We start from the raw sequence: 13,054 nt of genomic DNA, 5'->3' as shown, positions 1-13,054 counted from the left end.
GCAGGACTGATGTTGATGGCAGTGGCCGTCAACGCTGTGGCCGACACAAAGGTCAACAGCGTGCGCCTGTGGCGGGCGCCGGACAACACGCGACTGGTCTTTGACCTGAGCGGCCCGGTGCAGCACAGCGTCTTCACCCTGACCGCACCGGATCGGCTGGTGATCGACATCAATGGCGCCACCCTCGGTGCACCGTTGAAAGTCTCGACCGCCAACACGCCGATCACCGCAATGCGTTCGGCCCAGCGCACGCCGACCGACCTGCGGGTGGTCATCGATCTGAAAAAGGCCGTCACTCCGAAAAGCTTCTCGCTGGCGCCGAACGCGCAATACGGCAACCGTCTGGTGGTCGACCTGTTCGACAACCCGGCCGATGCCGCGCCGCCGCCTGCGCCGACGCCACAAGTGGCGACGGTACCCGCCGTGCCGGTCACGCCTTCGGAGCCTGCCATCAAGTTGCCGCCGGCCCCGGCCGGAAAACGCGACATCATCGTGGTGATCGACGCCGGCCACGGCGGCGAAGACCCGGGTGCGTCCGGCTCGCGCGGCCAGCGTGAGAAAGACGTGGTGTTGCAGATTGCCCGCGAACTGCAGCGTCAGGTCAACGGCATGAAAGGCTTTCGCGCCGAGCTGACCCGTACCGGCGACTACTTCATCCCGTTGCGCGGGCGTACTGAAATTGCGCGCAAGAAGGGCGCAGACCTGTTCGTCTCGATCCACGCCGACGCCGCGCCGTCTGCGGCAGCTTTCGGCGCCTCGGTGTTTGCCCTGTCTGATCGCGGCGCAACGTCGGAAACCGCCCGTTGGCTGGCCGACAGCGAAAACCGTTCCGACCTGATCGGCGGTGCCGGCAACGTCAGCCTCGACGACAAGGACCGCATGCTCGCCGGTGTGCTGCTCGACCTGTCGATGACCGCGTCGCTGACGTCTAGCCTCAACGTCGGCCAGAAAGTCCTGACCAACATCGGTCGTGTGACGCCACTGCACAAGCAGCGCGTGGAACAGGCCGGGTTCATGGTGCTGAAATCGCCTGACATCCCGTCGATCCTCGTCGAAACCGGATTTATCTCCAACGCCAACGAAGCGAACAAGCTCTCGGCGTCGAGCCACCAGCAGGCGCTGGCCCGTTCGATCAGCAGCGGCGTGCGCCAGTTCTTCCAGCAAAACCCGCCGCCAGGCACTTACATTGCCTGGCTGCGTGACTCCGGCAAGATCGCCCAGGGCCCGCGTGATCACCGCGTGAGTCCGGGCGAGACGCTGGCGATGATTGCGGTGCGTTACCAGGTCTCGCCAGCGACCCTGCGCAGTGCCAACAACCTCAGCAGCGATGAGCTGAAAGTCGGTCAGCACCTGACCATTCCTGGCACCGAACTGGCGTCCAAAGAATGAATCAGCTGTTGAACGCCGCACGCATCGAACTGCTCAGCCCCCGGCTGGCGAACCAGATCGCCGCCGGTGAGGTGGTTGAACGTCCGGCTTCGGTGATCAAGGAGCTGCTGGAAAACAGCCTCGACTCCGGCGCCAGGCGCATCGATGTCGATGTCGAGCAGGGCGGCGTCAAGCTGTTGCGAGTGCGTGATGACGGCAGCGGCATTTCTGCCGACGACCTGCCGCTGGCCTTGGCCCGTCACGCCACCAGCAAGATTCGTAATCTCGAAGATCTCGAACAGGTGATGAGCCTGGGCTTCCGTGGTGAAGCACTCGCGTCGATCAGCTCCGTGGCGCGCCTGACCCTGACCTCGCGCACCCGCGATGCCGATCAGGCCTGGCAGGTGGAGACCGAGGGCCGCGACATGGCGCCCCGGGTGCAACCGGCGGCGCATCCGGTCGGAACGTCGGTGGAAGTGCGCGACCTGTTCTTCAACACGCCGGCGCGGCGCAAGTTTCTCAAGACCGAAAAAACCGAATTCGATCATCTGCAAGAAGTGATCAAGCGTTTGGCGCTGGCGCGTTTCGACGTGGCGTTCCATCTGCGCCACAACGGCAAGACCATCCTCAGCCTGCACGAAGCCCATGATGACGCGGCGCGCGCCCGGCGTGTGGCGGCGATTTGCGGCTCGGGCTTTCTTGAGCAGGCGCTGCCGATCGAGATCGAGCGCAATGGCCTGCACCTCTGGGGCTGGGTCGGATTGCCGACGTTCAACCGCAGTCAGGCGGATTTGCAGTATTTCTTTGTGAATGGCCGCGCGGTGCGCGACAAACTGGTGGCCCACGCAGTGCGCCAGGCTTACCGCGACGTGTTGTTCAATGGTCGTCATCCGACCTTCGCGCTGTTTTTCGAGGTCGATCCGGCAGCGGTCGACGTCAACGTGCACCCGACCAAGCACGAAGTGCGCTTCCGTGACGGACGCATGGTGCATGACTTCCTTTATGGCACGTTGCACCGCGCGCTGGGTGATGTGCGTCCGGAAGATCAGCTTGCCGGTTCTGTCACCACTGCCGTCGTCCGCCCAACCGGCATCGAGGCCGGTGAGTTCGGCCCGCAGGGCGAAATGCGTCTGGCGGCCAACGCGCTGCTGGAGCAGCCGCAGGCGCAACCGGCGTTCAATACCTCGTCCGGGGGCAGTGCTGGCGGCGCTTATCAGTATCAGTACACGCCGCGGCCGCAATCTGCGGTGCCGCCAGCCGCCGAGGCGCAGGCTGCCTACCGCGAGTTTTTCGCGCCGCTGCCTGAGGCCAATGCCAACGCGCTGCCGGCCGGTCAGGAAGACATTCCGCCGCTCGGTTACGCACTGGCGCAGCTCAAGGGCATCTATATTTTGTCCGAGAACGCTCAGGGGCTGGTGCTGGTGGACATGCACGCCGCTCACGAGCGGATCATGTATGAACGCCTGAAGATCGCCATGGCCAGCGAAGGCCTGAGCGGCCAGCCATTGCTGGTGCCGGAATCGCTGGCGGTCAGTCAGCGTGAAGCCGATTGCGCCGAAGAACACGCTGCGTGGTTCCAGCGACTGGGCTTCGAGCTGCAGCGTCTGGGGCCGGAAACCCTGGCGATCCGACAGATTCCGGCGCTGCTCAAACAGGCCGAGGCTAACCGGTTGGTAGGCGATGTGCTGTCGGACCTGATGGAATACGGCACCAGCGACCGGATTCAGGCCCACCTGAACGAACTGCTCGGCACCATGGCCTGCCACGGCGCGATCCGCGCCAACCGGCGCCTGGCCCTGCCGGAAATGAACGGCCTGCTGCGTGACATGGAAAACACCGAGCGCAGCGGTCAATGCAACCATGGCCGACCGACCTGGACCCAATTGGGCCTGGACGATCTGGACAAACTGTTCCTGCGCGGTCGTTGATGAGCCAGCTTCCTCCAGCGATTTTCCTGATGGGCCCGACCGCTGCGGGCAAGACCGACCTGGCCATCGAGCTGACCAAGGTGCTGCCGTGCGAGCTGATCAGCGTCGATTCGGCGTTGGTCTATCGTGGCATGGACATCGGCACCGCCAAGCCTTCGAAAGAACTGCTGGCCGAGTTCCCGCATCGCCTGATCGACATTCTCGACCCGGCAGAGGCCTATTCCGCCGCCGATTTCCGCCGCGATGCCCTGCAGGCCATGGCTGAAATCACCGCACGCGGGAAAATTCCGCTGCTGGTGGGCGGCACGATGCTCTATTACAAGGCGTTGGTCGATGGTCTGGCGGACATGCCGGCCGCGGACCCGGAGGTCCGCGCGCAGATCGAAGCAGAGGCTGCACGCCTTGGCTGGCAAGCCCTGCACGAGCAGTTGGCGGTGATCGACCCAGAGTCGGCGGCGCGCATTCACCCCAATGATCCACAGCGCCTGAGTCGTGCGCTGGAGGTTTATCGGGTCAGCGGCCAGAGCATGACCGCCCTGCGTCAGCAACAATCTGCGCAAAGTACTGAAGCAGCCGCTTCGGGACGGCAACAATTGCCCTATACTGTCGCGAACTTGGCCATTGCTCCGGCAAATCGTCAGGTACTGCACGAGCGCATTAAACAAAGATTCACAAATATGCTGGAACAGGGGTTCATCGACGAGGTCGTAGCCCTGCGTAAAAGAAGTGACCTGCATTCGGGGTTGCCGTCTATACGTGCGGTAGGCTACCGCCAAGTCTGGGACTATCTGGACGGCAAGCTGTCGTTAGCCGAAATGCAGGAACGCGGCATCATTGCCACGCGTCAATTGGCCAAACGCCAGTTCACCTGGCTGCGCAGCTGGGATGATCTGCACTGGCTGGACAGTCTTGATTGCGACAATCTGCCACGCGCCTTGAAATACCTTGGGACCATCTCCATATTGAGCTGAGTCCTTGCAATTGCCGTCTATCCTTGGGGGTGTGGCGGCCAAAGCCATCTGAATTACCTATTTTTATTATTGAATCCTTAAAGGAGTGCGGCACATGTCAAAAGGGCATTCGCTACAAGACCCTTACTTGAATACTTTACGTAAAGAGAAAGTTGGGGTTTCCATCTACCTGGTCAACGGTATCAAACTGCAGGGCACGATCGAGTCGTTCGACCAGTTCGTTATCCTGCTGAAAAACACCGTAAGCCAGATGGTTTACAAACACGCTATCTCGACAGTCGTGCCAGTACGTCCAATTCGTCTGCCTAGCGCAACCGAATCCGATGCAGGTGACGCTGAGCCAGGTAACGCCTGATAGGAGTCTCCTTTGTTCTTTGAGCGCCACGGTGGTGGTGAGCGAGTGATCCTCGTTCACTTGGATGGTCAGGACCCTGAGGCGCGCGAAGATCCGCAGGAGTTTCAGGAATTGGCTAATTCGGCGGGCGCCGAGACCGTTGCGTTTTTTAACGTACCGCGTCATCGGCCAACCGCCAAATTCCTGATCGGCAGCGGCAAGGTCGAGGAACTGCGCGACCTGGTCAAGGCTGAAGAAGCCGATCTGGTGATTTTCAATCACATTCTCACGCCCAGTCAGGAACGTAACCTCGAACGTGTTTTCGAGTGTCGCGTGATCGACCGTACCGGCCTGATTCTCGATATTTTCGCCCAGCGCGCCCGTACCCATGAAGGCAAGCTCCAGGTAGAACTGGCCCAGCTTGATCACATGAGCACCCGCCTGGTTCGCGGCTGGACTCACCTTGAGCGTCAGGGTGGCGGTATTGGCATGCGTGGCCCGGGTGAAACCCAACTCGAAACCGACCGCCGTCTGCTGCGGGTGCGCCTGCGCCAGATCAAGGGTCGACTGGAAAAAGTACGCAGCCAGCGCGAGCAATCGCGACGCGGCCGTTCGCGTGCGGATATTCCGACCGTGTCCCTGGTGGGCTATACCAACGCCGGCAAGTCCACGCTGTTCAATAACGTGACCAAGTCCGAGGTGTACGCGGCTGACCAGCTGTTCGCCACCCTCGACCCGACCTTGCGCCGTCTGGAACTGGACGACCTGGGGCCGATTGTTCTCGCGGACACCGTGGGTTTCATTCGCCACTTGCCGCACAAGCTGGTCGAGGCATTTCGGTCTACGCTCGAAGAGTCGAGTAACTCCGACCTGCTGTTGCACGTGATCGATGCGGCTGAACCGGATCGCATGTTGCAGATCGAGCAGGTGATGGTGGTGCTGGGGGAGATCGGGGCTCAGGACTTGCCGATCCTTGAGGTATACAACAAACTCGATTTGCTTGAAGGCGTTGAGCCACAGATCCAGCGCGATGCCGATGGCAAGCCGCAACGGGTGTGGCTGTCGGCGCGCGATGGCACGGGTCTGGAATTGCTGGAACAAGCCATTGCCGAGTTGCTGGGCAGTGATTTGTTCGTGGGGACATTGCGCTTGCCGCAACGGTTCGCTCGACTGCGTGCGCAGTTCTTCGAACTCGGTGCGGTGCAGAAAGAAGAGCACGACGAGGAAGGCATCTGCCTGCTGGCCGTTCGTTTGCCCCGGGTCGAGTTGAATCGACTGGTAAGCCGCGAAGGATTGCAGCCGATGGAATTCATCGAGCAACACACTTTGCAATAAAAGCCTGGCAAAGCGGTTGTGCCGCAACGGCAGGCATTCTGTAGCATTGGTCGGCGCGCCGTGGGTGCGTCTTTGCTTTATCAGATGGAGAGCGCTATGGCTTGGAATGAGCCGGGTGGCAACTCGAATAATCAGGATCCTTGGGGTGGCAAGCGCCGCAATAACGGCGACCGCAAGGGGCCACCGGATCTCGACGAGGCCTTCCGAAAGCTGCAGGAAAGCCTGAACGGGTTGTTCGGTGGTGGTAAGAAACGCGGTGGTGATGACGGCGGTGGTTCGGGCAGGAGTGGTGGCGGCTTCGGCGGTCTGCTCGGCATCGGCCTCGTGGTGCTGGCGGCTGTCTGGCTGTACAGCGCGGTCTATGTAGTCGACGAGCAGGAGCAAGCCGTGGTGCTGCGCTTCGGCAAGTACTACGAGACTGTCGGCCCGGGCCTGAACATCTATTTCCCGCCGATCGACAAGAAGTACATGGAAAACGTAACGCGTGAGCGTGCGTACACCAAGCAGGGCCAGATGCTGACCGAAGACGAAAACATCGTCGAAGTGCCGCTGACCGTGCAGTACAAGATCACCAACCTGCAGGACTTTGTGCTGAACGTCGATCAGCCGGAAATCAGCCTGCAGCATGCGACCGACAGCGCCCTGCGCCACGTGGTGGGTTCGACCGCCATGGACCAGGTGCTGACCGAAGGTCGTGAACTGATGGCCAGCGAAATCAAGGAGCGTCTGCAACGCTTCCTCGATACCTATCGCACCGGTATCACCGTTACTCAGGTCAACGTGCAGAACGCGGCAGCCCCGCGTGAAGTGCAGGAAGCCTTCGACGACGTGATCCGCGCCCGTGAAGACGAGCAGCGTTCGCGCAACCAGGCTGAAACCTATGCCAACGGCGTCGTGCCGGAAGCCCGTGGTCAGGCCCAGCGCATCCTCGAAGATGCCAATGGTTACCGTGACGAGACGATCTCGCGCGCCAAGGGTGAGGCTGACCGCTTCACCAAACTGGTGGCCGAGTATCGCAAGGCACCTGAAGTCACCCGCCAGCGTCTGTACCTGGACACCATGCAGGAAGTCTTCAGCAATACCAGCAAGGTACTCGTGACCGGCAACAAGAACGGCCAGAGCAACCTGCTTTACCTGCCGTTGGACAAGATGATTCAGAACAGCTCGGGTGGCAGCAATGCACCAGTGACCGGTTCGGCCGCTGCCAGCAACAACACGGACGTCGTGCCGCATGTCACTGACCTGCCGCAGACACGCACAAGGGAGACCCGCTGATGAGCAATAAATCGCTGATCGCCCTGATTGTTGGCGTCGTTGTGGTTCTGGTTGGCTGGAACTGCTTCTACATCGTGGCTCAGACCGAGCGCGCGGTGTTGCTGCAGTTCGGCCGTGTGGTTCAGGCTGATGTTCAGCCGGGTCTGCATGTGAAGGTGCCTTACGTTAACCAGGTGCGTAAATTTGACGCACGTCTGATGACGCTGGACGCACCGACACAGCGTTTCCTGACCCTGGAAAAGAAAGCCGTGATGGTCGATGCCTACGCCAAGTGGCGGGTGAAAGATGCCGAGCGCTTCTACACCGCGACTTCCGGCCTCAAGCAGATCGCCGACGAGCGTCTGTCCCGTCGTCTGGAATCGGGCCTGCGTGACCAGTTCGGCAAGCGCACCCTGCACGAAGTGGTGTCGGGTGAGCGTGATGCGCTGATGGCTGACATCACCGCGTCGCTGAACTCGATGGCGGAAAAAGAGCTGGGTATCGAAGTGGTCGATGTCCGGGTCAAGGCCATCGATCTGCCGAAGGAAGTGAACCGCAGCGTGTTCGAGCGTATGAGCACCGAGCGTGAGCGTGAAGCTCGCGAGCACCGCGCCAAGGGTAACGAGCTGGCCGAGGGCATTCGTGCCGACGCCGATCGTCAACGCCGCGTACTGCTGGCTGAAGCCTATCGTGAATCCGAAGAGGTTCGCGGTGATGGTGATGCCCAGGCTGCTGCGATCTACTCCAAGGCCTACGGTCAGGATCAGGAGTTCTACGGTTTTTACCGTAGCCTGCGTGCCTACCGTGAGAGCTTCGCGAACAAATCCGACGTCATGGTTCTCGACCCAAGCAGCGACTTCTTCCGCTATCTGGAAAAGTCCAAGCCTTGATGCGACGTTGACCTGAATCGCTCCGCCCGGCGGCTAAAACCTCGGGCGGGGTGATCCTTTGGGAAAACGTGTGTATGATGCGGCAGCCGGGAAATTCCCGGCTTTTTTGCGTCTGCACGTTTGATTGCTGTTTTTTGTTGCAGGCATCGGGTTGAATGGCCCGAGAGATTTTCGAGGAAAGTGATGGGCGAAGCCGGTAACAGGCCTTTCGCCGCGTCGTTCATGCGCGTGCGTTTTGAACGGGCCGGTCATTTTCTGCTTCACTCAAGGCTCGCCCGCAGGCTGGCCGCCCGGATCAAAGGGGAATGGCGTAATGGCAACGGTAGACCGCTGGCTGCTGCCAGATGGCATCGAAGAAGTACTGCCACCGGAAGCGGCGCGCATTGAAGTCGCGCGTCGTCAGGTGTTGGATCTGTTCCAGAGCTGGGGTTACGAGTTTGTCGTGACTCCCCATATCGAGTACCTGGAATCCCTGCTGACCGGTGCGGGCCAGGACCTGGATCTGCGTACCTTCAAGGTCATCGACCCGCAATCGGGCCGGCAGATGGGGTTCCGTGCCGACATCACGCCGCAAGTGGCGCGCATCGATGCGCACACCCTGCGTCGCGAAGGCCCGAGCCGTCTGTGCTACGCCGGCAGCGTGCTGCATGCCCAGCCGCGTGCACTGTCGTCCTCGCGCAGCCCGATCCAGTTGGGCGCCGAGTTGTACGGCGACGCCAGCCCGAGCAGTGACGTTGAAGTGATCAGTCTGATGCTGGCCATGCTGCAACTGGCCGATGTGCCGGATGTACACATGGACCTCGGTCATGTCGGCATCTACCGTGGACTGGCACGTGCGGCCGGTCTGTCGGGTGAAGTCGAGCAGCAGTTGTTCGATGCGTTGCAACGCAAGGCCATCGACGAGGTCATTACCTTGACCGAAGGCTTGCCGGCGGACTTGTCCGGCATGCTGCGGGCGCTGGTCGATCTGTGTGGCGGGCGTGAAGTGCTGGCTGCCGCCCGTGAGCGTCTGGCCAATGCGCCGGCGCCGGTGCTGGCCGCGCTGGAAGACTTGCTGGCGATCGCCGAGCGTCTGTCGGCGCGCTTCCCGGATCTGCCGCTGTACTTCGATCTGGGTGAGCTGCGCGGCTACCACTACCACACCGGTGTGGTGTTCGCGGTGTTTGTACCGGGCGTGGGTCAGTCCATCGCTCAGGGCGGTCGTTACGATGACATCGGCGCCGACTTCGGTCGTGCCCGTCCGGCGACCGGCTTCTCTACCGATTTGAAAACCCTGGTGACCCTGGGGCGTGCTGAAATCGAGCTACCGTCTGGCGGTATCTGGATGCCTGACAGTACGGATACGGCACTCTGGCAGCAGGTTTGCCAGTTGCGCAGTGAGGGTCAGCGTGTCGTTCAGGCGTTGCCTGGACAACCTTTGGCCGCCGCCCGTGATGCGGACTGCGACCGGCAATTGATTCAGCAGAACGGGCTTTGGCAAGTATCGCCACTGGCTTCTTGAGTTTTCCTGCCGGCCACTGCCGGCACCAAGTTTGCGCGAATGAGGACAAGTGTTATGGGTAAGAATGTCGTAGTCCTGGGCACCCAATGGGGTGATGAGGGCAAAGGCAAGATCGTTGATCTGCTGACCGAACATGCTGCCGCCGTAGTGCGCTACCAAGGTGGCCACAACGCTGGCCACACCCTGGTGATCGACGGCGAAAAAACCGTCTTGCACCTGATCCCGTCGGGCGTGCTGCGCGAAGGCGTGCAGTGCCTGATCGGCAACGGCGTGGTGGTTGCACCTGACGCCCTGCTGCGCGAGATCACCAAGCTGGAAGAGAAAGGCGTACCGGTGCGCGAGCGCCTGCGTATCAGCCCGTCCTGCCCGCTGATCCTGTCCTTCCACGTGGCGCTGGACCAGGCCCGTGAAAAGGCCCGTGGCGAGCTGAAGATCGGTACCACCGGTCGCGGCATCGGCCCGGCGTACGAAGACAAGGTTGCACGTCGTGGCCTGCGTGTGGGCGACCTGCTCAACATGCCGCGCTTTGAAGACAAGCTGCGTGAACTAGTGGATTACCACAACTTCATGCTGGTTGGTTACTACAAAGTGCCGGCCATCGAGTTCGAAAAAACCCTGGCCGAGTGCAAGGAATACGCTGAGCTGCTCAAGCCGCTGATGCTGGACGTGACGGCCGAGCTGCACGACCTGCGTCGCGCCGGCAAAGACATCATGTTCGAAGGTGCCCAGGGTTCGTTGCTCGACATCGACCACGGTACTTACCCGTACGTGACCAGCTCCAACACCACCGCTGGTGGCGTGGCGACCGGTTCGGGCGTTGGCCCGATGTTCCTGGACTACATCCTGGGCATCACCAAGGCTTACACCACTCGCGTAGGTTCGGGCCCGTTCCCGACTGAGCTGTTTGATGACGTGGGCGCGCACCTGGCCAAGCAAGGTCACGAGTTCGGCGCGACCACCGGCCGTGCCCGTCGTTGTGGCTGGTTCGACGCCGTTATCCTGCGTCGCGCTATCGATGTGAACAGCATCTCGGGCATCTGCCTGACCAAGCTGGACGTACTCGATGGTCTGGAAACCATCAACATCTGCACTGGCTACAAAGATGCGCAGGGCAACGCCGTTGCGCCGACCGACGCTGACAGCTACGTAGGCCTGCAGCCTGTATACGAAGAAGTGCCGGGCTGGACCGAATCGACCGTGGGTGCCAAAACCCTGGAAGAGTTGCCGGCTAACGCCCGTGCGTACATCAAGCGCGTTGAAGAGCTGATCGGTGCGCCGATCGACATTATTTCGACGGGCCCGGATCGCAACGAAACCATCGTTCTGCGCCATCCGTTTGCTTGATAAGTTGTTGATGTAAAAACCAAAGGCCCCTTAATCGGGGCCTTTGTCGTTTATGCCGGCTGCACGGCATGACCTTTGCTGTAAATCTGTCTACAAGAGTGCCATCAAATTAATGGCGTCAGAAGTAGAGGGATTCACAGTGTCGGCCGTTCTCTCACTGTTACAAAGCCGTTTGTTGCGGCCCGTGTTCGTTACCCTTGGTATCGCCCTTTTGGTGCAAGTGCTGGTGGCAGTCGCCCTGACGCGGAGCACGGTCACCGCGCTGGAAGCCGATCTTGGCGCTCGCCTGGGCGTCGACAGCCAGAAGCTGTCCGGTGAGCTGGAGCAGGCCGGGCGTGAGGTCACGTCGAGCCTCGATACCTTGTCCACCAACACTCGTCAGCGCCTGACTGCCGGCCTGTCCTCGCGTCTGAAGGACGAGCAGGCACAACTGCGCACGACGTTGGAAAAGGACCTGAAGGACTCGGCCAATGACATGGCTCAGTTGCTCGCCTCGGTTGCACCGCGTGCCATGTGGGACAGCGACGTGCCGACCCTTTCCGAATTCGCCCGTCGTGCCCTGCGCAATCCCAACGTGCTGTTCGTGGTCTATGACGACGCCACCGGGCAGCATCTGACGCGCTACCTCAACCGCGAAAATCCGATCAACAAGGCCCTGTTGGAAAAAGGTCAGGGCGAGCGTGCGCTGGACAAGGTGCTGGACGCGGCGAAGCACGATCCGTCGGTCTACTACCTCGAGGCCTCGATCAATCCCAATGGCGTGGAAATCGGCAAGGTACTGATGGGCGTTTCGACGGCCTCGGTGGAAACCGATCTGGCAGCACTCGACCAGCGCTTCTCGGCGCTGATCGCCAGCAGTGATCAATTGGTCGGCGACAGCCTGAAGGGGGCCGCCGCTGACAGCGCCGCAGCAATGCAGGCGCGTTTGCAGTCGGCGCAATCCACCGCTGCCGAGATGAAAGCCAACACCCGCAGCACCGTGCAGGACGCTGCCGCGACCTTGCGTTGGCGGATCGGCATGGGCCTGGCGCTGGTCGGCTGTGGGGTGCTGCTGTTGCTGGCGGTGGTGCTGGGGCATCGGGTGGTCAATCGCTTGAAGATGCTCAACGCTGCGATGGATGACCTCGCGGCAGGCGAGGGCGACCTGACCAAGCGTGTGCAGATCAACAGCAAGGACGAGATTGGCGACATGGCCTCGGCGGTCAATCGCTTTGTGGATAAGTTGCAGCCCATCGTGCGCGAAGCGGGCGACGTGGCTCAGCGCACGGGCGTGGAAATCGGTGCAATGACCCTGCGCAACGCCGGTGCCGATGCGGCCGCCGGGATGCAGCGTGACGAGGTTGCGGAAAGCCTGCGCGCGCTGTCGCAAATGGCCGACGAGGCACAATCGGAAAGCCATGCGATGCAGGCGGCATTAAAGCAGGTAGTGGATATTCGCCAGGCCACTGACGAAAACACCCGCACCTCGGCCAAGGTCGGCAGCCTGATCGAGGCGCTGGCCGGGCAGGTGGATACCGGGGCGAAAGTGATCGAGCGACTGGCGCAGCAGAGTGAACAGATTGAAGTGGTGCTGACGGTGATTCACGGGATCGCCGAACAGACCAACCTGCTGGCGCTCAATGCGGCTATTGAAGCGGCGCGGGCCGGTGAGACCGGGCGTGGATTCGCAGTGGTGGCGGATGAAGTGCGCGCCCTGGCGAGCAAGACGCAAAGCTCGACTGGCGACATTCAGGCGCACATCGTCGCCTTGCAGCAGGGCGCGCGTGAGGCGGTCGAGGCGATCGGTCAGGCCGGGCGCCAAGCCAGCGAAGGTTTGCTGGTGTTGCGCGACAGTGCGCGGTTGCAGCAGTCGGTACAGGCCTCGGTCGAGCAGGTGCACGCGGCGATCGGGCTGGCGACGCAGGCGGCAGCGCATCAGGCGCAGGGCGCACAAGCGGTTCGTGGGCGGGTCGAGACCATTCATGCCCAGGCCGAGAAAGCGGCGCAGGCGGTGGTGGAGACCACGGCCAGTGGCAAGGTGCTGGATGGGTTGGCGGCGCAGTTGAAGGCAAGCCTGGGGCAGTTCCGGGCTTGATGTTGTCTGGTCGGGCCTCTTCGCGAGCAAGCCCGCTCCCACAGTTTGATCGCAT

General features: G+C 61.5%; 10 protein-coding genes. All 10 read left to right on the top strand.

Annotated features, from left to right (window positions below; genetic code table 11):
* The first annotated feature begins 9 nt into the window (after positions 1-9).
* The 10 genes from U862_RS0109310 (at position 10) to U862_RS0109265 (ending at position 12,999) form a co-directional block, all read left to right on the top strand.
* Positions 10-1,389 (top strand): N-acetylmuramoyl-L-alanine amidase, encoded by a 1,380-nt coding sequence (locus U862_RS0109310; protein WP_371262569.1) that lies wholly within the window; start codon positions 10-12, stop codon positions 1,387-1,389.
* 5 nt (positions 1,390-1,394) lie between these two features.
* Positions 1,395-3,296, top strand: coding sequence for a DNA mismatch repair endonuclease MutL (gene mutL, locus U862_RS0109305; protein ID WP_177327327.1), 1,902 nt, complete (start codon positions 1,395-1,397; stop codon positions 3,294-3,296).
* The gene (gene miaA / locus U862_RS0109300) at positions 3,296-4,267 is read left to right on the top strand and encodes a tRNA (adenosine(37)-N6)-dimethylallyltransferase MiaA (RefSeq protein ID WP_025110151.1); all 972 of its coding nucleotides are present in this window, start codon (positions 3,296-3,298) and stop codon (positions 4,265-4,267) included. Before mutL ends, miaA begins: the two co-directional genes overlap by 1 nt.
* A gap of 94 nt (positions 4,268-4,361) precedes the next feature.
* The gene (gene hfq, locus U862_RS0109295; RefSeq protein ID WP_003221112.1) at positions 4,362-4,622 is read left to right on the top strand and encodes an RNA chaperone Hfq; all 261 of its coding nucleotides are present in this window, start codon (positions 4,362-4,364) and stop codon (positions 4,620-4,622) included.
* Positions 4,623-4,634: 12 nt separating this feature from the next.
* Positions 4,635-5,936, top strand: coding sequence for a ribosome rescue GTPase HflX (gene hflX / locus U862_RS0109290; RefSeq protein ID WP_025110150.1), 1,302 nt, complete (start codon positions 4,635-4,637; stop codon positions 5,934-5,936).
* Between the two features lie 96 nt (positions 5,937-6,032).
* Positions 6,033-7,211, top strand: a complete 1,179-nt coding sequence (gene hflK / locus U862_RS0109285; protein ID WP_025110149.1) for an FtsH protease activity modulator HflK — start codon at positions 6,033-6,035, stop codon at positions 7,209-7,211.
* Positions 7,211-8,080 (top strand): protease modulator HflC, encoded by an 870-nt coding sequence (gene hflC, locus U862_RS0109280; RefSeq protein WP_025110148.1) that lies wholly within the window; start codon positions 7,211-7,213, stop codon positions 8,078-8,080. The genes hflK and hflC overlap by 1 nt, the downstream gene beginning before the upstream one ends.
* 313 nt (positions 8,081-8,393) lie before the next feature.
* Positions 8,394-9,581: an ATP phosphoribosyltransferase regulatory subunit gene (locus U862_RS0109275; protein WP_025110147.1), complete on the top strand. Its 1,188-nt coding sequence runs from the start codon at positions 8,394-8,396 to the stop codon at positions 9,579-9,581.
* A gap of 54 nt (positions 9,582-9,635) precedes the next feature.
* Entirely contained in the window at positions 9,636-10,925 is a 1,290-nt protein-coding gene (locus tag U862_RS0109270) for an adenylosuccinate synthase (RefSeq protein WP_025110146.1), read from the top strand.
* A gap of 139 nt (positions 10,926-11,064) precedes the next feature.
* Positions 11,065-12,999 carry a methyl-accepting chemotaxis protein gene (locus tag U862_RS0109265; RefSeq protein ID WP_025110145.1) on the top strand — a complete coding sequence of 645 codons (1,935 nt, stop codon included), beginning with the start codon at positions 11,065-11,067 and terminating at the stop codon, positions 12,997-12,999.
* Positions 13,000-13,054: the final 55 nt, after the last annotated feature.

It is taken from the genome of Pseudomonas sp. H1h (assembly GCF_000633255.1).
Lineage (GTDB): Bacteria > Pseudomonadota > Gammaproteobacteria > Pseudomonadales > Pseudomonadaceae > Aquipseudomonas.
Note: the sequence above shows the minus strand (reverse complement) of the source record. Positions and strands in the feature narration are given on the sequence as shown.

Excerpts from the sequence above, each read along its gene's own strand:
- miaA (WP_025110151.1), top strand. The coding sequence starts at position 3,296 with ATGAGCCAGCTTCCTCCAGCGATTTTCCTGATGGGCCCGACCGCTGCG.
- hfq (WP_003221112.1), top strand. The coding sequence starts at position 4,362 with ATGTCAAAAGGGCATTCGCTACAAGACCCTTACTTGAATACTTTACGT.
- U862_RS0109310 (WP_371262569.1), top strand. The coding sequence starts at position 10 with ATGTTGATGGCAGTGGCCGTCAACGCTGTGGCCGACACAAAGGTCAAC.
- U862_RS0109270 (WP_025110146.1), top strand. The coding sequence starts at position 9,636 with ATGGGTAAGAATGTCGTAGTCCTGGGCACCCAATGGGGTGATGAGGGC.
- hflK (WP_025110149.1), top strand. The coding sequence starts at position 6,033 with ATGGCTTGGAATGAGCCGGGTGGCAACTCGAATAATCAGGATCCTTGG.
- U862_RS0109275 (WP_025110147.1), top strand. The coding sequence starts at position 8,394 with ATGGCAACGGTAGACCGCTGGCTGCTGCCAGATGGCATCGAAGAAGTA.
- hflC (WP_025110148.1), top strand. The coding sequence starts at position 7,211 with ATGAGCAATAAATCGCTGATCGCCCTGATTGTTGGCGTCGTTGTGGTT.